General features: G+C 72.3%; 17 protein-coding genes. 6 read left to right on the plus strand and 11 right to left on the minus strand.

Going from position 1 to position 18882, the window contains the following annotated elements; genetic code table 11:
- Positions 1 to 7 precede the first annotated feature (7 nt).
- From ACZZY9_RS12280 to ACZZY9_RS12295, 4 genes are all read right to left on the minus strand, one after another.
- Positions 8 to 1186 (minus strand): substrate-binding domain-containing protein, encoded by a 1179-nt coding sequence (locus tag ACZZY9_RS12280; protein ID WP_463464281.1) that lies wholly within the window; start codon positions 1184 to 1186, stop codon positions 8 to 10.
- Between the two features lie 95 nt (positions 1187 to 1281).
- On the minus strand, positions 1282 to 2160 hold the full coding sequence (locus ACZZY9_RS12285) for an ABC transporter permease (RefSeq protein WP_463464282.1): 879 nt from the start codon (positions 2158 to 2160) through the stop codon (positions 1282 to 1284).
- A complete protein-coding gene (locus tag ACZZY9_RS12290) occupies positions 2160 to 2939 on the minus strand; it encodes an ABC transporter ATP-binding protein (RefSeq protein WP_463464283.1) in 780 nt (259 codons plus the stop codon). Before ACZZY9_RS12290 ends, ACZZY9_RS12285 begins: the two co-directional genes overlap by 1 nt.
- Before the next feature lie 7 nt (positions 2940 to 2946).
- Positions 2947 to 4284: an amidohydrolase family protein gene (locus ACZZY9_RS12295; RefSeq protein ID WP_463464284.1), complete on the minus strand. Its 1338-nt coding sequence runs from the start codon at positions 4282 to 4284 to the stop codon at positions 2947 to 2949.
- 226 nt (positions 4285 to 4510) lie between these two features.
- Here ACZZY9_RS12295 and ACZZY9_RS12300 point away from each other — a divergent pair, with 226 nt between their 5' ends.
- Positions 4511 to 5062: a helix-turn-helix domain-containing protein gene (locus ACZZY9_RS12300; protein ID WP_463464678.1), complete on the plus strand. Its 552-nt coding sequence runs from the start codon at positions 4511 to 4513 to the stop codon at positions 5060 to 5062.
- Entirely contained in the window at positions 5059 to 6021 is a 963-nt protein-coding gene (locus ACZZY9_RS12305) for a PDR/VanB family oxidoreductase (protein ID WP_463464285.1), read from the plus strand. Before ACZZY9_RS12300 ends, ACZZY9_RS12305 begins: the two co-directional genes overlap by 4 nt.
- A 202-nt stretch (positions 6022 to 6223) precedes the next feature.
- Here ACZZY9_RS12305 and ACZZY9_RS12310 read toward each other — a convergent pair whose 3' ends face one another.
- Complete coding sequence (locus tag ACZZY9_RS12310) at positions 6224 to 7543, minus strand: amidohydrolase family protein (protein WP_463464286.1); 1320 nt, start codon at positions 7541 to 7543, stop codon at positions 6224 to 6226.
- Positions 7544 to 7690: 147 nt separating this feature from the next.
- Here ACZZY9_RS12310 and ACZZY9_RS12315 point away from each other — a divergent pair, with 147 nt between their 5' ends.
- From ACZZY9_RS12315 to ACZZY9_RS12325, 3 genes are all read left to right on the plus strand, one after another.
- On the plus strand, positions 7691 to 7936 hold the full coding sequence (locus ACZZY9_RS12315) for a glutaredoxin family protein (protein ID WP_192059425.1): 246 nt from the start codon (positions 7691 to 7693) through the stop codon (positions 7934 to 7936).
- A 93-nt stretch (positions 7937 to 8029) separates the two neighbouring features.
- On the plus strand, positions 8030 to 9268 hold the full coding sequence (locus ACZZY9_RS12320; protein ID WP_463464287.1) for a DUF418 domain-containing protein: 1239 nt from the start codon (positions 8030 to 8032) through the stop codon (positions 9266 to 9268).
- A 40-nt stretch (positions 9269 to 9308) separates the two neighbouring features.
- Positions 9309 to 10277, plus strand: coding sequence for a WcbI family polysaccharide biosynthesis putative acetyltransferase (locus tag ACZZY9_RS12325; protein ID WP_463464288.1), 969 nt, complete (start codon positions 9309 to 9311; stop codon positions 10275 to 10277).
- 181 nt (positions 10278 to 10458) lie between these two features.
- Here ACZZY9_RS12325 and ACZZY9_RS12330 read toward each other — a convergent pair whose 3' ends face one another.
- From ACZZY9_RS12330 to ACZZY9_RS12340, 3 genes are all read right to left on the minus strand, one after another.
- On the minus strand, positions 10459 to 11427 hold the full coding sequence (locus tag ACZZY9_RS12330; RefSeq protein ID WP_463464289.1) for an epimerase: 969 nt from the start codon (positions 11425 to 11427) through the stop codon (positions 10459 to 10461).
- A 7-nt stretch (positions 11428 to 11434) separates the two neighbouring features.
- Positions 11435 to 11641 (minus strand): YegP family protein, encoded by a 207-nt coding sequence (locus tag ACZZY9_RS12335; protein WP_463464290.1) that lies wholly within the window; start codon positions 11639 to 11641, stop codon positions 11435 to 11437.
- Positions 11642 to 11844: 203 nt separating this feature from the next.
- Entirely contained in the window at positions 11845 to 12348 is a 504-nt protein-coding gene (locus ACZZY9_RS12340; protein WP_463464291.1) for a hypothetical protein, read from the minus strand.
- A gap of 153 nt (positions 12349 to 12501) precedes the next feature.
- Between ACZZY9_RS12340 and ACZZY9_RS12345 the strand changes: the two genes are divergently transcribed.
- Positions 12502 to 16269 (plus strand): AAA family ATPase, encoded by a 3768-nt coding sequence (locus ACZZY9_RS12345; protein WP_463464292.1) that lies wholly within the window; start codon positions 12502 to 12504, stop codon positions 16267 to 16269.
- 992 nt (positions 16270 to 17261) lie between these two features.
- Here ACZZY9_RS12345 and mscL read toward each other — a convergent pair.
- The 3 genes from mscL to ACZZY9_RS12360 form a co-directional block, all read right to left on the minus strand.
- Positions 17262 to 17759, minus strand: coding sequence for a large conductance mechanosensitive channel protein MscL (gene mscL / locus ACZZY9_RS12350; RefSeq protein WP_320477093.1), 498 nt, complete (start codon positions 17757 to 17759; stop codon positions 17262 to 17264).
- An 80-nt stretch (positions 17760 to 17839) separates the two neighbouring features.
- Entirely contained in the window at positions 17840 to 18256 is a 417-nt protein-coding gene (locus ACZZY9_RS12355) for an FmdB family zinc ribbon protein (protein WP_463464293.1), read from the minus strand.
- Positions 18257 to 18286: 30 nt separating this feature from the next.
- Positions 18287 to 18865, minus strand: a complete 579-nt coding sequence (locus ACZZY9_RS12360; RefSeq protein WP_463464294.1) for a 5-formyltetrahydrofolate cyclo-ligase — start codon at positions 18863 to 18865, stop codon at positions 18287 to 18289.
- Positions 18866 to 18882: the final 17 nt, after the last annotated feature.

Here is an 18882-nt window from a genome sequence, read left to right on the forward strand (position 1 = left end):
CGGGCGATCAGAAGCCGAGGCTGATCGAGTCGTCCAGGAACTCGTTCGTGTAGAGGTCGGACGGAGCCAGGCCCTCCTTCAGCGTCGAGCCCTGCTTCTCGAAGATCTCGGTGTCGAGGTCGATGATCGTCTGCATGCGCTCCTCGTCCATGTCGCCGACGTAGCCGTTGTCGCCGTCCGTCGCGATCTTCAGCTCCTTCATCTTGTCGACGGCGTACGCCGCGACGTCCTCGTCGTAGACCCAGCCGGTGTCGTACTGGTCGACCAGGTCGACGATCTTCTCGTTGGTCGCGTCGGGCGATGCGAAGTAGTCGACGTCGGCCTGCTGCAGCACGGGCACGAGCTTCTCGAGGCAGGGGCTGAGCTCCTCGAGGTCGCCGGTGCGCACCGACATCGCCTCGGGGTAGATGGGGTAGCCGGTGTCGTTGATCAGCTGGTAGTCGAGCGGCTTGCCCCAGGCCGAGACCTGGTTCTCGTAGACGAACGGCTCGGCGGTCGCGAAGCCCTGCTGCGCGTCCTTGCCCTGCGCGACGACGAACTTCGCGGGGGTGCCGTCGTAGCTGCCGTCGGCGACCGACTCGGGGAGGATCCCGTTGCCGACCAGGTAGTCCATGTACGCGGCGCCGCCGAAGTAGCGGACGACCCCGCCGTCGGCCTCGAGCTCGGTGCCGAGCTCCTCGATGGTCGACACGTCGGGGTAGGTCTCCGGGTCCCACATGATCATCTGCGGGGAGATGTCGTTCTCGGCGAAGACGGCGGTGGTGGGCAGGTCGGCCGAGTTCTGCACGGCGACGTCGGTGGTGACGTAGCCCATCGTGATCTCGTCGTCCTGGTACATCTGCGACGGCACGGTGTTGAAGCCGATGGCGGGGCCGCCGGCGCGGATCTCGACCTTGACGCCGGTGGGCTCGCCGCCGATCACGAGGTCGCTGGTGACCGACTTCTGGTCGGCGTCGACGGTGTAGTCGTCGCCGAGCAGCTGGTACGCGTGGCCGTGCTCGGCCTCGGGGTTCCAGTCGGTCTGGATCACGACGGTCGCCGGGCAGACGCCAGAGAGGTCGACGGCGGAGCCGGCGGCGGCCTGCGGGGCGGCGTCGTCGCTCGAGCCGCTCGAGCAGGCGGAGAGCGCGGCGGCGGTGACGACGACGAGTCCGAGCGCGGTGAGGGTGCGCGAGGTGCGGGGCATGGGGTCTCCTGTCGGGGGTGGAGCAGGGGATGGTGCGGGGCTGTGTGCGGGAGGTGCGGAGGGGGAGAAGAGGAGGGGAGCCGAGGAGGCGCGGGTCAGTTCGCGCTGTACCAGCGCCCGATCGCGACGCGGCGGAGCCAGCCGAAGGCGACGAACACGACCACGCCGAGCACGCTGGCGACGACGATGGCGGCGAACATCTCGGCGCCGTTGAGGCGCTGGTTCATCACCGAGATGAGCACGCCGAGGCCGCCGTCGCCGCGCTGGAAGAACTGGTCGGCGACGATGGCGCCGATCACCGAGAGCCCGGCCGAGTTGCGCAGTCCGATGAAGATCGACGGCAGCGCGGCGGGGAACCTCAGCTTGGTCAGCAGGGTGAGACGCGAGGCGCCCTGCAGCTGGAAGAGCTCGCGCTGACCCTTGTCGACCGACTGCAGGCCGAACAGCGTGTTCGACACCATGGGGAACAGCGCGAACATGACCGTGACGATGATCCGCGACGGCATCTCGTAGCCGAAGAGCGAGCCGATCAGGGGCACGAGCGCGAGGATCGGGATGCACTGCAGCACGACCGCGTAGGGGAACAGCGCGCTCTCGATCCAGCTGGCCTGCACCATCAGCACGGCCCAGGCCATGCCGATCACGATGGCGATCGCGAGACCGATGACGGCGATCAGGGTCGTGTTGCCGAGCGCCTCGAGCAGGTCGGGTCGGAAGTCGCCGTCGAAGAGCAGCGCCTCGACGACCAGGTGCGGGTACGGCACCAGGAACGGCAGGCCGCGCACCTGGTCGTAGTACGCGGCGACGCCGTAGCCGACGCCGATCAGCCCGAAGAACACGACGATCGGCAGCACGATGTCACGGATGCGCGTCGCCCGGGGCGACGCCTGGCGACGCGGCGGCTTCGGTCCCGAGAGGCGGGTGGCCGTCGTGGCGGCGGGCTCGGTGCGCGAGACGCGGGTGTCGACGGCCATCAGTTGTGCCCTTCTCGGAGTGCGTGGCTGACCTCGCCGACCAGTTCGGCGAACTCGGCGGTGAAGCGGATCTCGGGGTCGCGGGGCATCGGGAACGGCACGTCGAACTCGCCGACGATGCGCCCGGGGCGGCCCGACATCACGACGACCCTCGTCGAGAGGTAGACGGCCTCCGACACCGAGTGGGTGATGAACAGGCCCGCGAAGCGCTTCTCGACGAACAGCCGCAGCAGCTCGTCGTTCAGACGCTCGCGCGTGATCTCGTCGAGGGCGCCGAACGGCTCGTCGAAGAGGAACAGCTCGGGGTCGAGGGTGAGCGAGCGGGCGAGCGACGCGCGCATCCTCATGCCGCCCGAGAGCTCCTTGGGCAGGTTCGACTCGAACCCCGAGAGGCCGACGAGGTCGATCGACTCCTGCGCGGCCGCCCGACGGGCCGCCTTGGGCGCCCCGTTCAGCTCGGCGAGCAGCTCGACGTTGTCGCGGACGCTCCGCCAGGGCAGCAGCGTGGCGTCCTGGAAGACGTAGCCGATGCGGTCGGTGTCGACCTCGGCGCTGCCGTGCGACGCCTGCTCCAGGCCCGACGCGATGCGGAGCAGCGTGGACTTGCCGCAGCCCGACGGGCCGACGACGGTGACGAACTCGCCGCGGTCGACGGTGAGGTCGACGTCCTGCAGGGCGACGGTGCCGTTGGCGAACCGCATGGCGACGTCGCGGAAGTCGAGCAGCGTGTCGACCCGGGTCGACGTCGGCGGGGCGACGGGAGGGCTGGCGATGGTCATGATCGGGTCACCGGGTCTCTGCGAGGGTCGGGCGGGGTGAGGAGGGAGACGTCGGGGGTGCCAGCGATGTCGCGGCGGGCGACGTCGCGCTCGCCGACGTCGTGGTGGACGCCGTCGCGAGCGCCGCCGCGGGGTCGGCGATCTCGCGGGTGACGCGGCTCTCGGCGACGAGGCGACCGGCGTGCACGACGTACCGGTCGGCCGGGGCGTTCGCGACGACGTCGGCCAGCGAGGTCGCGCGGACGGCGAGCAGCTCGGCCCGCGCCCCGGCCGTCACGCCCGCCGGGGGCAGCGCCATGACCGATCGCGCCGAGTCGCTGACGGCGGCGTAGGCCTCGTCGATCGTCAGGTGGCCGGCGGTGACGAGCAGCATGGCCGTCTCGAGGGCGTCGCTGCGGCCGAGCGGGTTGAACGGGTCGCGCACGTTGTCTGCGCCGGCCGCGAGTCGGACGCCGGCGTCGAGCAGCGGCCGCAGCGCGGTGAGCCCCCGGGGCGTCGCGACGGGGTGGTCCCAGCCCTGCAGGTACAGGTTCGTGATCGGGTTCGCGATGATGCCGATGTCGGCCGCCAGCACGGCGGCGACGATGTCGTCGCGCTGCGCGACGGGCATCGACCCGAGCCGGCTGCAGTGCCCGGCCGAGACGCTCGTCGTCCAGCCGACGACCCGTCGGGCGAACTCGTCGAGGGTGACGGCCCCGTCCAGGCTCTCGTCGGTGTGCAGGTCGACGCCGACTCCGCGGCGCTCGGCGATGTCGAGGAGGCGGTGCAGATCTCCGTGGGGATCCCTCGCCAGGTGGGGCGCGCCTCCGACGAGGTCCACTCCGAGATCGAGCACGGCCTCGACGTCGGAGTCGGGGGAGTCCTGCGAGGCGAGGGCGACGATCTCGACGTCCATCAGCCCGCGGAGCTCGTCGCGCACCCGCACGAGCGCCTCGGCCCCGCGGGTCGGCCCGTCGCCGAGCAGCACGTCGACGTGGGTGCGGACGGCGGTGGTGCCCTGGGCGAGCATCGCGAGCAGCTGGCGTCGGGCGCGATCGGCGATGTCGTCGACCGTCATCGTGGCCGCGTACACGCGCCACGAGGCGATCGCGAGCTCGAGGTCGCCCATCGGCGGGCGGATCGCGTCGAACGAGAGGGCCTTGTCGAGGTGCGCGTGCGGCTCGGCGGGCGCCGTGAGCAGCACGTGGCCGGCGAGGTCGAGGGTCTCCGACTCGGGGGCCGCGGGCGCCGTGCCCGCCGCGACCACCGCCTCCACGGTGTCGCCCTCGATGAGCACGTCGACCACGTCGCCGCTCGGCAGGGTGGCGTTCCGCAGCAGGGCGAGCCGGCGGGGGAGTCGGGTCACGGAGGGCCTCTCGGGTCGGGCTGGCGATCAGGTGGTCGACGGGGCAGAATGTTGATGGCGTCAACATGCGTCAATCTAAGGAGTGCTCGTTTCCGACAGATGACGCGACCGTTTCGCCGTGTAAATTGCTCGGATCGAGCACCGGACCCCGTGGTAGACCTCGTCAGACCACCCGACCCAGGAGGCCCCCGTCACGTCCCTCGACGCCCCCGTCGATCAGCAGGCCCTGGCGGTCGGCGGTCGGATCCGCGCCCTCCGCCGCGCTCGCGGGCTGACCCTCGTGCAGCTCGCCGCCGAGGCGCAGCTGTCGCACCCGTTCCTCAGTCAGCTCGAGCGCGGGCTCGCGAGGCCGAGCATGGTGTCGCTCGAGCGCATCGCCCGGGCGCTCGGGTCGAGCCAGGTCGAGATCCTCGCCGCGGTCGACGACCGACGCGCCGCCGACGGGCCGGTCGTGGGCTTCGTGGGTGCCGCCGACGGGTCGACCGGGCGCTACGGGCAGGCCGCCGCGCGCCTCCTGACCCCCTCCGACGGGCCGTTCCGGGTGATGGAGATGTCGGGGGCGAACCTCGACCCCGGCGACTTCTTCGTGCACGCCGAAGACGAGTTCGTGCACGTGGTCGCCGGGCGGCTGCGGGTCGACCTCGACGCCGAGGGCGCGCGGGTTCTGGCCGCGGGCGACTCGCTGTACTACGGCGGCGGCACCCGCCACCGCTGGAGCGCCGTCGGCGACGACGGCTACACGCTGTTCGTCGTCAAGCAGAGACCGGAGCCCGTGTGACCGCCCCGACCCGACTCCCCGAGACCGCGCTCGACGCCGTCGTCACCGCCCGCACCTCCGCGGCCGACGCCGTCGACCTGTTCGAGTTCGCCGCGCCCGACGGCTCGCCCCTGCCCCGCTGGCAGCCCGGCGCCCACATCGACGTGGCCCTGCCGACGGGGGAGGTGCGGCAGTACTCGCTCTGCGGCGACCCGGAGGTCGACGGGTGGCGCATCGGCGTGCTGCGCGAGACCGACGGACGAGGAGGCTCGGCCTGGCTGCACGAGAATCTGGCCGTCGGCGACACGGTCCGCCTCGCGGGCCCCCGCAACCACTTCGAGTTCGAGCCCCGTCGCGGCACGTCGTACGTCTTCGTCGCCGGCGGCATCGGCATCACCCCGGTGTCGGCGATGGCGCGGGCCGCGGCGGCGGCCGGGGTCGACTACGTGCTGCACTACGCCGGGCGGTCGCGCTCGACGATGGCGCTGATCGACGAGCTCGTCCCGCTGCACGGCGACCGGCTGCGGCTGCACGTCGCCGACGAGGGCGACCGGCTCGACGTCGACGGTCTGTTCGCCTCGATGGCCCCGTTCACGACGACGTACTGCTGCGGGCCCGAGCGGCTCGTCGAGGCGGTCGAGACCGCGGGGGCCGGGCGGCAGGTCGTCGTCGAGCGCTTCGAGGCCAAGGCCGTCGGCGAGCCGGTGCGGCACGAGTCGTTCGAGGTCGAGCTGGCGGAGTCGGGGCTGACCGTCACGGTGCCGCCCGACCGCTCGGTGCTCGACGTGGTGGAGGAGGCCGGCGTGCTCGTGCTGTCGAGCTGCCGCGAGGGCACCTGCGGAACCTGCGAGACCACCGTGCTCGAGGGCGAGGTCGACCACCGCGACTCGATCCTCACACCCGACGAGCAGGCCGCCGGCGACCGCATGTTCGTCTGCGTCTCGCGCGCCGCCTGCGCCCGCCTCGTGCTCGACCTGTAGCGGCGCGCCGCCCCGCCGGCCGCCTCCGGCCTCCGCTGGCCCCCGCGCGCCCCCGCCGGCCTCGGCCAAGAACCGCGTTCGCGAAGATGAACCGCGATACATCGCGGTTCATCTTCGCGAACGCGGTTCGTCGGCGCGAGCAGTCCTCGCGGCGCGAGAGCTTCATCGGCGCGTCACTGCGTGCGGCGCGGCCTTCGGCGCGTCAGCGGGCGAGGCGGGCGGCGAGTGCGGCGACGAGGTCGCGTTCGTCGGCGGCGACGAGCCGCCCGCCCTCGACCACGCGCCTCCCCGCCACGTAGACGTCGCGCGGTCGGCGCCCCGGTGCCGCCCAGAGCAGCCCGGCGACGGGGTCGGCGACCCCCGCGTCGGCCACCCCGGTGACGTCCCACAGGCAGAGGTCGGCCGCGGCGCCCGGTCGCAGGTGCCCCAGCTCGGGTCGTCCGAGCCCGGCCGCCGAGCCCGCCGTCGCCAGGCCCAGCATCGTGCGCGCCGCGATCGGCGGCCCCACGAGCGGAGCGACCTGCATCGCGAGCCGTGCGTCGGCGAGCAGATGCCCGGCGTCGTTGCTGCCTCCGCCGCTCGTGCCGAGGCCGACGGGCACTCCGGCGGCCAGCAGGGCGGCGACCGGAGCGATGCCCCAGCCCATGGGCAGGTCGCACCCCGGGGCGTGCGTCGCGCTGACCCCCGCGGCGGCCAGACGTGCGATCTCGCCCGGTTCGACGGCGCAGAGGTGGGCGATCGTGACGTCGTCCGCGAGCCAGCCCCATTCGTCGAGCAGGTCGAGCGGGCGTCGTCCGTAGCGCTCGAGGGCGATGACGACGTCGACCTGCTCGTTCGCCTGGGTGCGCCTCCTGAGCCCGTGCCGGGCGGCGACCTCGCCCAGCAGCTCGAACGTCTCGCGGCCGTCGCTGTGCACGCCGGCCGGTCCGACGGCGACCTGGAGCATGCCGTCGTCCGAGACGCCCCCGGTCGGGATGCTTCCGGAGGCGCGGGTCAGCAGGCCGCGCACGATCGCCTCCGCCGAGCCGGCCGCCGTCTGCGGATCGTCGCGCGCCGAGCCGCGCACGAACACGAGTCGCCCCCCGAGCGCTCGCGCGGCCTCGGCGACGGCCCGGGCGATGGCCACCGTGTCGGCGGCGGAGACCGCCGGCACCGGCCAGTTCAGGTGGTGGTCGGCCACGGTCGTCACCCCGCTGAGCAGGCCCTCGGCGATGCCGACGGCCGCGGTCGCGGCGACGAGCGACGGATCGATGCCGGCGGCGCCGTAGGCCCCGGCCATGGCGGGCAGCCAGTCGGCCATCGGGACGCCGCGGGTGCCCGGCAGGGTGCGGAATCCGCTCTGCAGCAGATGGTGATGCGCGTTGACGAGGCCGGGCGTGACGACGCAGCCGCTCGCGTCGAGGGTCTCGGTGACCTCGCCCGACGAGCCGTCGACGATCACCCCTCCCTCGACGAAGAGGCTGCCGGTGGTCTCGGTCGCGTCGTCGACGACGATGCGGGTGGCGCCGGTGATCTCGAGCATGGAGCGTGTCTAGCAGCGACGTGTGTCGGGGACGTTACCCGCGCCTCCTCGGCCCGAACCGCCGGCTGCCGCGCGGCGCAGGCCGCGGACAGGTTTCTCCGCCGGTGTCCCAGCATGCCCTCGGAACCGAGGTTTAGAATCACGCTCATGTCTGACAGTGCCCCCGACCGCATCCTCATGTTCGGCGCCGAATGGTGCCGCGACTGCCGTCGCTCGAAGGCGCTGCTCGACTCGCGCGGCGTCGAGTACGACTACGTCGACCTCGAGGCCGTCGCCGACGGCGCCGATCGCGCCTACGCCGTGAGCGGTCGCACGAACATCCCCGTCGTCGTGTTCCCCGACGGCACGCACCTCGTCGAGCCGACCGACCCGGAGCTCGCGGCCAAGCTCTGACCGATCCTCCCCAGGCCGCGCGGCCTGCGGGTCGTCCCCATCTCCCTCTCCCGGCGGTGGTGTCGCCCGGGTGCTCTCGGCCAGGCTGATGGCATGAGCACCGACCTGTCGCCGAAGCCGCCGCCCGTCGCGTACAGCGGGCCGGTGGCCGCGTCCGAACGCTTCGTCGCCCCCGATCTGCTGAGGGGCGTCGCCCTGCTCGGCATCGCCCTCGCGAACTCGGTCTACTACATCGTCGGCCGCACGATGGGTCCGCTGGCCCGACCCGTCGACGGCTCGACGGGCGACCACGTGGCCGACGTGCTGGTCGGCACCTTCGTCGACAACAGGGCCTTCCCGCTGTTCACCCTGCTCTTCGCATACGGATTCACCGTGCTGATCCGCCGACAGGCCGAGCGGGGCGTCGATCGGGGCCGAGCGCGGTCGCTGCTGCTGCGGCGCAGCCTCTGGCTGATCGTGTTCGGCGCGCTGCACATCGTGCTGCTCTTCGAGGGAGACATCCTGCTCAGCTACGGCGCCCTCGGGCTGGTGCTCGCGGCGATGTTCGCCGCGAGCGACAAGGTCTTCCGGGTCGTCGGCTGGTCGACTCTCGTCGTCTTCGTCGTCATGGCCGGGGTCGACGGTCTCGGCGGCGGTGTCGGCGACACCTCCTGGCTGCCCTTCGATCAGCGCACAGTGCTCGGCGACCTCCTCTGGCGGGTGATCGCCCTCGCGGGGCTCGTCTTCACCGCGCCGTTCACCGTCGCGATGCTGCTGCCGCTCGCCGCGATAGGCACGCTGCTCGGCCGCCGCCGCGTGCTCGAGCAGCCCGAACGGCACGTCGTGCTGCTGCGCCGACTGACGCTCGCGGGGTTCCCGATCAGCATCCTGGGCGCCCTGCCGCTCGTGCTCGCCGCCATCGGCGTCTGGCAGCCCGGCGAGGGGCTGCTCTACCTGCTCGGCATGCTGCACGGCACGACGGGCATCGCGGGCGCGCTGGCCTTCTTCGGCCTCGGCGGCTGGTGGGCGGCGGGGCGTGCCGAGCGCGCCTCCTCGGGTGCCGGAGCGACGGGTCGCGCCGTGGGGCCTGGCGCGCAGCCGGGCTTCGTGCTGTCGGCCCTCGTCGCGGTGGGCCGTCGATCGCTCACCTGCTACCTGCTGCAGTCGGTGCTCTTCGTCGTGCTGCTGAAGCCGTGGGCGCTGGGGCTCGGCGTCGAGGCGGGGACGCTGCGCGTGGCGCTCATCGCGGTCGGCGTGTGGCTGGCGACGGTGGTCGTCGCCGTGGTGCTCGAACGCAGGTCGACGCCGGGGCCGGCCGAGCAGCTGCTCCGTCGGCTGAGCTACGGGCGCTGACCGCGGCGCACCCGGCGCCGCACCGGGCCATGCTGGGACGGTGACCGACTCCTCTCCCTCCGCCGCGCCTCCTGCGCCTCCGGTCGACGCCGACCCCCGCGCGCATCACTACGGCGTCTTCTACTCGCTGGCGGAGGGTCCGGCCGACGACGTCGCGATCGTGGTCGGCAACTGCCAGGCCGAGAGCCTCCGGCAGATGCTCGAGGGGCCGGGCCTCGCGACGATCCGCATCCCCGCGGTGCATGAGCTCACGGCGAGCGACCTGCCGTATCTGCGGTACTGGCTGTCGCGGGCGGCGGTGCTCGTGTCGCAGCCCGTGCGCACCGACTACCACGGCATGCCCCTCGGCACGGCTCAGCTGGCCGCGCTGCTGCCCGCCGGAGGGCGCGTGCTGCGCGTGCCGGTGATCCGCGTCGCCGGGCTCTACCCGACCCATGCGATCGTCCGCCCGCCGAGCGACACGTCGCTGGTGCCGCCCGTCGTCGAGTACCACGACCTGCGGGTGCTGGTCGAAGCGGCGATCCGACGCGAAGGAGGCGCGGTGCCGGCCGCCGGGGTCGCAGCCCGCCTCGACACGCCCGCCGTCCGCACGATCGCCGACGAGTCCCTCGACCAGCTGCGCCGCCGCGAGGCCGCGAACGACACCGTCGTGCTGTCCGACCTGTTCGAGCGCCCCTCGTTCGATCAGATGCGCACGCTGAACCACCCCGGCAACCCGGTCTGGAGTGCGGCCGCGACGCGGGTGCGCGCCGCGCTCGGTCTGCCCGAGCACGTCGTCGATCCGGGCCGGCCGCTGCTCGATCGCGTGCACGCGCCGCGGGCGGCGGCCGTGGTCGAGGCGTTCGGCCTCGATGCCTCGCCGACCGACCACTGGGTCGTCGACGGCGCGCCCGTCTCGACTGACGAGGTCCGCGCCGCCCATCTCGCCTGGTACGCGGAGCATCCCGACGCCGTCGACGCGGGTCTCGCGCGGCACGCCGGCGCGCTCGCGACCCTCGGCCTGCGCTGAGGCGGGCTCCGCTCCGACCCGCGCCTGCCCCTCGCCGCTCAGTCCCGTCCCGCCCGGCCCCGCTCCGCCCCCACGAAGAACCGCGTTCGCGAAGATGAACCGCCGTATATCGCGGTTCTTCTTCGCGAACGCGGTTCATCAGCAGCCGACCGACCGGCCGGGCCCGCCGCCCGAGGCGCGACTACCGGCGCCGGCGACGCTCCGCGACGATCGCGCCGACCGCCTCCTCGATGTGCGGATGCTCGAAGACGTACCCGCCGTCGACCAGCCGCTGCGGCTCGATCCAGCGGCTCTTGAGCACGAGCTCGCTCTCGGTGCGGAACACCGCCATGCCGATCTCGAGCATCCAGCGGAAGGCGGGCAGCCCGATCGGCATGCCGACGGCGCGGCGGACGACGTCCATCATGGTGCGGTTGTCGACCGGGTTCGGCGACGCGATGTTGACGACGCCCTCGATCTCGTCGTGGTCGCGCAGCCAGCGGAGCGACCCGATCATGTCGTCGATGTGGATCCAGCTGAACTTCTGCCGGCCGCCGGGCGTCGCGCGTCGGTGGTACGTGCCGGCCCAGAGCCGTGAGCGGGTCGCCGGCCAGCGCCCGTCGAGCTGGGGGCCGCCGAGCCCCGCTCGGGCGAGGTTGACGAGAGGGGTCAGGGCGCCGCCGTCGCCGAGGACGATCGAGATGCGCAGTGCCACGCGGCGGGTGTTCGGCAGGTCGGGGGCGAACAGGGCGTCCTCCCATGCGGTCGCGACGTCGACCGAGAAGCCGGAGCCGATCTCGCCCTGGGCTTCGGACATGGGGCGGTCGTCGGCGTGGCGGTAGATCGTCGAGGTCGACGAGTTGAGCCAGAGCCGAGGAGGCGCGGCGCAGGCGGCGATCGCCTCGCCCAGTTCGCGGGTGGTCGCCACGCGGGATCGCAGGATCTCCGCGCGGTTCGCCGGCGAGTAGCGGCAGTTGACGCTCTTGCCGGCGAGGTTGACCAGCAGGTCGGCGCCGTCGAGCAGCTCGGTGATGGCGGCGGTGTCGCCCCAACGGGCGTCCGGCCCGCGGCGACCGATGAGGCTGACGCGGGCGCCCTCGGCGCGGAAGGCGTCGGCCAGGTGCTTCCCGATGAAACCGGAGGCGCCGGCGAGGACGACGTGCTGGGTCACGTGACGCCTAGTCGGCCCGGGTCGGCTCGGCCGACTCGGTGTGGTCGTCGACGATGGCGTCGGCGGCGAGGAGGCGCATCGAGTCGATGGCGTTCATCGCGGAGCCCTTCTGGCGGTATGCGTCGGACGTGGCGACGACCTCGCCGGTCGCCGTGGTCAGAGCGAACCGGAACTGACCCTCCGCGTCACGGGTGACGATGAATCTTCCAGCCATGGTGGCCCCCAAATCGGAACGTGCGACGCGCTGTCGGTGAAGGACACACTACGACCACGACGCCGGGCGGGACCAGATGACGTCGACGGGTTTGACGTATGACATTTCAGATCGCATACTGGGTGCGCCGCGACACGGCCGCCCGCTCTCGATCCCCCCGTCGAGACCCGGTGGCCGTGTCGTCGGTCTCCGCCTCGCGCGGTTCAGTCGACGAGCACGACGGCCATCGCCGTCTTGAGGGCCTCCCGGTCGCGGCGCAGTCGTGCGACCTCGGCCTCGAGTGCGGCGATGCGTCCGGCGGGAGTGTCGTCGAAGGCGGCGTCGCCCGTGCTCGACCCGGTCGGCCCGTCGCCCGTGCTCGACCCGGTCGACCCGTCGCCTGCCTGCGCCGCGCCGGCCTGCGCCGCGCCGGCCGGTGCCGCGCCCGCTCGCATGCCGCCCGCCTCGGCGCCGTCTCCGGCTGCTCTTGCGTCGGCACCCGCCGTCGCAGGGGCGTTGGCCCGCTCGTGCGCCCGGATCCAGCCGCGCAGCGACTGCTCGCCGATGCCGAACTGCGCGGCGGTCTCGCGGATCACCGCGCGGTTGCCCGGCTCGGCCAGGCGCCGTTCCAGGACGTGGGCGAGCGACTGCTCGCGAATGGCCGTGCTGTACTTCTTCTCGAAGGGCAAGGTGGTCTCCCGTGGTTCGCTCCGGGTCGACTGGCTCATTCACAATCGACTGTGATGACCATAACCCAACCACGCGCTGTGACATGACAGGCTCCGTCATGTCACATAGATGCTAGAGAAACGATGGTGCAGGTCGGCGGGAACAGCCCGTCCTCCCGAAGATCCCGGCATCGACGCCTTAAGGTATGAGGTGTGTGGCGCGCCGACAGACAGCATGACAACGACGACGACGGAACGAGTTCCGTGGGCGTCCCGACGAGCGCGCCCGGTGGCGCAGGCTCCCCGCACGCCGTGAGCTTCGGTGATCCGGGTCTGACGGTCGGCAACGCGGCCGAACCCGTCTGGGCGGTCTGGCGTCAGCAGCTGGGCGAGGTCGGCGGCCGGTCGACCCTGCTGCACTTCGGCGACGAGCAGCGTGCACGCATCGAGCTGAGCACGACCCACCCCGGCGGGCTCGCGCAGTTCATCACCGGCAAGACCACGCTGCTGTCGAGCCTGATCCGCGACGATCTGGCTCTCCGCACCGCACGCCTCGCCGCCGGCGAGATCGCCGCGAAGGGTCTCGAGCTCGCGACGGTCCGCGGCATCGACGCCGTGCATCTGGCCATCGGCGTCGCCGCCTGGTCGCACGCCGGCCACGACTACCGGGCACCGGTGCTGCTCCGCCCGCTCGCCATCCGCCGGCACGGGCGCGACTTCGAGGTCAAGCTGCTCGGCAAGCCGTTCTTGAACCCGGCACTGGTCGACGCCCTGCACGAGCAGTTCGACATCGCACTCGACGCCGAGTCGTTCGTCGCCCTCGCGAGCCGCGAGGGCTCGTTCACCCCGAACCCCGTCATCGACCGGCTGCGCGGTCTGGCGGCGCACCTCGAGTGGTTCACCGTGCAGCCCCGTCTCATCGTCTCGACCTTCGCCGAGGTCGGCACCGAGATGGCGCTCGACACCCGCGAGCTCGGCCACCCCGTGCTCGACGCGCTGACCGGCAACGCCATGGCCCTCCGCCAGGTCGCCGAGGGCCACCGGTCGGCGTCGGCGACACCGCAGGACGAGCGCAGCCCCGAGACCGACACCCTGCTGCTCGACGCCGACCCCGAACAGGAGAACGTGGTCGCCCAGATCGCGGCCGGCAACTCCGTCGTCGTCAAGACGCTGCCCGGCACGGGCGGCACGCAGACCATCGTCAACGCCCTGGGTCGGCTGGTGTCGCAGAACAAGCGGGTGCTGGTCGTCAGCGCCCGACGCGCGACCCTGAACGGCATCGGCGACCGCCTCACCGAGGTGGGCCTGCCCGGGGTCGCCGTGGCCCCCAAGACCCTGCGCCGCGACGTCGTGCGCGCCATCGGTCGCAACGAGAAGGCCGCCCGGCCGCAGATGGGCGAGGTGGACGACGCCCTGGTGCGCCTCCGCAAGGTGCTCGTCGACTACCGCGGCGCCCTCAGCAAGCGCGACCCCCGCCTCGAGGTCTCCGTGCTCGACTGCCTCACCGAGCTCTCGCGCCTCGCCCTCCTTCCCGCGCCGCCCGCCACGACCGCCCGACTCAGCAGACGCAGCATCGAGGCCATGGTCGACGGCCGCTCGCGGGTCGCCGAGACGATGGTCAACGCCGCCAACCTCGGCGAGTTCCGCTACGGTCCGGGCGACTCGCCCTGGTACGGCTCGCAGTTCTCCGAGTCGTTCGGCGCGGGCGACGCCCATCAGCTGGCCAAGAACCTGAACCACCGAGACCTGCCGCGCCTCCTCGAGCGTGCCGGCGACGTCATCGGCAGCACCCGCATGCGACCGTTCGAGTCGATCGCCGAGCTGGGTGTCTACCTGCGCCTCCTGACCGACATCCGCGACACCCTCGACAAGTTCCTGCCCGTGGTGTTCGACCGGTCCGTCGCCGAGCTCGTCGCGGCGACCGCGCCGAAGCGCGAGGCGCCCGACATGTCGAGCGCGAACCGCCGCCGTCTGAAGAAGCTCGCGCGAGAGTACGTCCGCCCGGGCGTCCACATCGCCGACCTGCACGGCGCCCTGCAGCGCATCCAGCAGCAGCGCTACGAATGGCAGCGCTACGTCGCGGCGGGCATCCCGCCCGAGGTGCCGACGGGCATCGCCGACACCCACGTGCTGCACCAGCAGGTCTCTCAGGACCTCGACCGTCTCGATCGTCCGCTCGGGCTCACCGGAGACGAACGGCTCACCGAGATCGGCGTCGTCGAGCTGCAGCAGCGCCTCGAGGCCCTGGCGGCCGAGAGCGACGTGCTGCAGAACCTCCAAGAGCGCACCGAGCTGATGACGACGCTCCGCGACCTCGAGCTGACCCCGCTGCTCACCGACCTCGCGAACCGGCACGTGCCCGAGCAGCAGGTCGCCGCCGAGCTCGAGCTCGCCTGGTGGCGTTCGGCGCTCGAGTCGCTGCTCGAGGCCGACCGGGCGCTGCTCGGTGCCAACACGGCGATGCTCGACCGGCTCGAGGCCGACTTCCGGCTCGTCGACGAGGCGCACGCCGCCGGCAGCGCGCAGCTCCTCGGCTGGCTGCTGGCCGAGAACTGGACGATCGGTCTCGTCGACTGGCCCGACGAGGCGGCCGCGCTCAAGCGCCTCCTGCGTCAGGAGCACGTGACCGCGCGCCTCCTGCACGACGCCGCCCCGCATCTGTCGCGATCGATCGCACCGGTCTGGCTCGCGTCGCCCTACGAGGTGCACACCATCGCCGACACCGTCCCGTTCGACACCGTGATCCTCGTCGACGCGGGGGCGACCACGATCGCCGAGAACGTCGGCGCCATCCGTCGCGGCAAGCAGACCGTCGCGTTCGGCGACCCCGTCACGCAGACGCCGTCCGAGTTCGACATCGCCGTCACGCCGGGCAAGCGCCCGCCGTCGCACGACGACGCCACCCTCGAGGCCCTCCACTCCGACAGCGCGCTCGCCCGCCTGTCGGCGCTGCTGCCCACGCTCTCGCTGACCCGGAGCTACCGCGCCGGCGGCGAGGACCTCGCCGAGCTGGTCAACCGCCGCTTCTACGGCGGGCGCATCGAGTCGCTGCCCTGGGCGGGGAGCTTCCTCGGGCACGGCAGCATCGCGCTCGACTACGTCTCGGGCGGCACGGCCGTGCCCGACCCCGAGTCCGGAGCCGTCGAGAGCGTCGACGCCGAGGTCGACCGCGTCGTGTCGCTCGTCGTCGAGCACGCCCGCACCCGCCCCCGCGAGTCTCTGATGGTCATCACCGCCAGCGCCAAGCACGCCGTGCGGGTGCAGCAGGCCGTGCTCACCGCGGTCTCGGGTCACAAGGACCTGACCGAGTTCGTCGTCGGCGACCGCGCCGAGCCGTTCATGGTCGCGACCCTCGAGCAGAGCGTCGCGCAGAGCCGCGACCACGTCGTCTTCTCGATCGGCTACGGACGCACCCCCCACGGTCGCGTGCTGAGCGACTTCGGTCCGCTCGGCCAGCCCGGCGGCGAGCGTCTGCTCGCGGTCGCGATGACCCGTGCGCGCCGCTCGATGGTGATCGTGACGTGCTTCCAGCCCCGCGACATCGACGGCGGGCGCATGGGCCACGGCACCGTCGCGCTCTCCGAGATCCTCACCGAGGTGCAGGTGCGCACGACGGCGGAGCACGTCCCCGACGACAGCGACCCGATGCTGGTCGACCTGGCCCGCAGGCTCGAGGCGAAGGGCATCCCCGTCGCGCTGGGTCACCGGGGCAAGCTCGGGCTCGTGGCGGCGCACGACGGGGTCTGCGTCACCATCGAGACCGACACGACCCTCTCGCGCACGAGTCTCCGCGAGTCGCTGCGGGCGCGCCCCGAGACGCTGCGCCGCCTCGGCTGGCACTACGTGCGGGTGCACGCGTTCCAGCTCTTCACCGACCCCGACGCGGTGGCGTCGCGCGTGGCCGAGGTGCTCGGCATCGAGGGTTCGCGCACGACCGAGATCCCGAGCGTGCCGGCCAGTCAGCACGTCAACCGAGGGTGACCCGAGGAGGCGCGGCGCCCGACGACGACACCCCTCCGGTCGTCGAGGCGGTCGCCCCGACCCCTCTCGTGGTGCGGCGTCGCGGAGGGCGTCGGGTCTCGACCGACCCGGTTCCCGGCAGCGATCCGACTCCGGCACCCGAGCCTCCTCGGCATGCCTCGGCGGAGAACGACGCGCAACTGCGCGCCGACGTGCCGCCCCACTGGGGCTGAGCCCGCGGCGCTGACACGCCGCTGTGCTGTCGCGCTGCCGAACGAGGTGCCCCAAACCGGGCCTCAACCGTGGCGGAGGGGCCCCTTCGGGTCACTTCGTTGGGCGCGCTTGCTCTACGCTGCCGCGCCGCCCAACGAAGTGCCGCAAACCGGCGCTTGTGCGTGGCCGAGAGGCCACTTCGGGTCACATCGTTGGGCTGGCTGGCCCCGCTCCGCGGCTGCGCTGCCGCTGCGCTGCCGCGCTGCCGAACGAGGTGCCCCAAACCGGGCCTCAACCGTGGCGGAGGGGCCCCTTCGGGTCACTTCGTTGGGCGCGCTTGCTCTACGCTGCCGCGCCGCCCAACGAAGTGCCGCAAACCGGCGCTTGTGCGTGGCCGAGGGGCCCCTTCGGGTCACTTAGTTCAGCTGACTGGCCCCGCTCCGCGGCTGCGCTGAAGCGCCGCTGAACGAGGTGCCGCAAACCGGGCCTTGAGCGTGGCCGAGGGGCCCCTTCGGGTCACTTCGTTGGGCACGCTTGCTCTCCGCTGCCGCGCCGCCCAATGAAGTGCCTCAAACCGGCGCTTGTGCGTGGCCTAGGGGCCTTTGCGGGTCACATCGTTGGGCTGACTGGCCCCGCTCCGTGGCTGGGCTGCGCTGCGCGGCCGCGCCGCACAACGAAGTGCCGCAAAGCGAGGCTCGAGCCCGGCGGAGGGGCCCTTTCGGGTCACATCGTTCAGCCCAGCACGACGACGGCCCGCCACATGATCGTGGCGGGCCGTCGTCGGCGACGTGCGCTGAGGCTCAGCGGCTGCCGAGCGGGCCGTTCGTGCCCGAGCGGTCGACACCCTCCGCAGGAGGCGCGGCGTGCGAACCCGAACCGGCGACGGCTGCGGCGTTCTGAGCCCGCAGCAGATCGCGGATCTCGCTGAGCAGCTCGACGTCGGTGGGCGGCACGTCGGCGGGCGTCTCTTCGGCGGCCTGCCGGGCGAAGGTGCGCTTCAGGAGGTGGTTCACCGGCAGCACGAGGCAGAAGTAGACGACGGCCGCGATGATCACGAACTGGATGGCCGAGCCGAGGACTGCACCGAACAGCAGCTGCGCCTCCTCGCCGCCGACCGTCGGGATCGTGAGGATCAGGCTGTCGTCCAGCGACTGCGCGTTGAAGGCGGCACCGATCAACGGGTTGAAGATGTTGGTCACCAGCGACGTGACGATGGCGGTGAACGCGGCGCCGATGACCACGGCGACGGCCAGGTCGATCACGTTGCCGCGCAGGATGAATTCTTTGAAACCCTTCACGGGCGTGCTCCTTCGGATCGGTGGGTCGGGGTACGTGCTCTCAGGGAGCACTCAACCACGCCGACCGCGCCGACGACCGGTCAGGACGAGGACTTGCCGCCGCCGCTGCCCGACGAACCCGAGCCGCTGCTCGACGAACCCGAGCTGCTGCCCGACGAGCCGGAGCCGCTGCCACCGGAGGACGACGTCGAGGACGTCGCCGCGCCTCCTGAGCTCTTCTTGTCGGACGATCCGCCGCTCGACCCCGAGCCCGACCCTGAACTCGACCCCTTGTCGCCCGAGCCCGAGCCCGAGCCCGACCCCGAGCCCGACCCCTTCGACCCGCGCGAGTCGGTGCGGTAGAAGCCCGAGCCGTTGAACGTGACGCCGACGGGGCTGAACACCTTGCGGAGCCGGCCCTCGCAGACGGGGCAGACCGTCAGCGTGTCGTCGGTGAACGACTGGACGATGTCGAAGGCGTTGTCGCACTCGGTGCAGCGGTAGGAATACGTGGGCACTGTGGTCCTCGAGAGGGGGAGCGGGCCGGGTCAGAACTCGTGGACACCGGAGGGTGTCACGACCCCGTCGACGGGCTGGTCGTGGCGTTCGCGCGGCACGCTGTCGACGTACTCGGGATCGAACACCACAGCATAGACCGGCGGGCGTTTCTCCATCGAGCCGAGGGTCTTGTCGAAGTAGCCACGACCCCAGCCCATGCGCATGCCGCCGTGGTCGATGAGCGCCGCGGGCACGACGATCAGGTCGACGTCGTTGATGGCCATCGGGCTGAGCACCTCGCCGACCGGCTCGGGCAGGTCGAAGAGGCCGCGCCTCTCGCTCTCGCCGTCGCCCACGGCCCAGTCGAGCAGACCGTCTTCGCGCGAGATCGGGAACAGCACGCGGATGTCGTTGGCGTACGCCCAGTTGACGAAGGGGCGGGTGTCGGGCTCGTCGGTCGTCGACAGGTAGGCCGAGATCGAGCGGACCTCGAGTCGCGTGGCGAGGTCGATCAGCCGCCGGGTGATGCCCTCGCTCGCCTCGGCCCGGTCGAGCTCGCTGCGGTTGCGTCGCCGCTGGCGCAGCTCGGCTCGTAGGGCGCGTTTCTCGTTGCCGACCTCGTCCGTCATGCGCCCAATCGTAGGGG

It is taken from the genome of Frigoribacterium sp. AC394 (assembly GCF_979258095.1).

What these genes read in the sequence shown, in the direction of transcription:
- ACZZY9_RS12340 (WP_463464291.1), bottom strand. Translation starts at nt 12,348, where the DNA reads ATGAGCCAGTCGACCCGGAGCGAACCACGGGAGACCACCTTGCCCTTC.
- ACZZY9_RS12285 (WP_463464282.1), bottom strand. Translation starts at nt 2,160, where the DNA reads ATGGCCGTCGACACCCGCGTCTCGCGCACCGAGCCCGCCGCCACGACG.
- ACZZY9_RS12280 (WP_463464281.1), bottom strand. Translation starts at nt 1,186, where the DNA reads ATGCCCCGCACCTCGCGCACCCTCACCGCGCTCGGACTCGTCGTCGTC.
- ACZZY9_RS12310 (WP_463464286.1), bottom strand. Translation starts at nt 7,543, where the DNA reads ATGCTCGAGATCACCGGCGCCACCCGCATCGTCGTCGACGACGCGACC.
- ACZZY9_RS12335 (WP_463464290.1), bottom strand. Translation starts at nt 11,641, where the DNA reads ATGGCTGGAAGATTCATCGTCACCCGTGACGCGGAGGGTCAGTTCCGG.
- ACZZY9_RS12290 (WP_463464283.1), bottom strand. Translation starts at nt 2,939, where the DNA reads ATGACCATCGCCAGCCCTCCCGTCGCCCCGCCGACGTCGACCCGGGTC.
- ACZZY9_RS12320 (WP_463464287.1), top strand. Translation starts at nt 8,030, where the DNA reads ATGAGCACCGACCTGTCGCCGAAGCCGCCGCCCGTCGCGTACAGCGGG.
- ACZZY9_RS12360 (WP_463464294.1), bottom strand. Translation starts at nt 18,865, where the DNA reads ATGACGGACGAGGTCGGCAACGAGAAACGCGCCCTACGAGCCGAGCTG.
- ACZZY9_RS12315 (WP_192059425.1), top strand. Translation starts at nt 7,691, where the DNA reads ATGTCTGACAGTGCCCCCGACCGCATCCTCATGTTCGGCGCCGAATGG.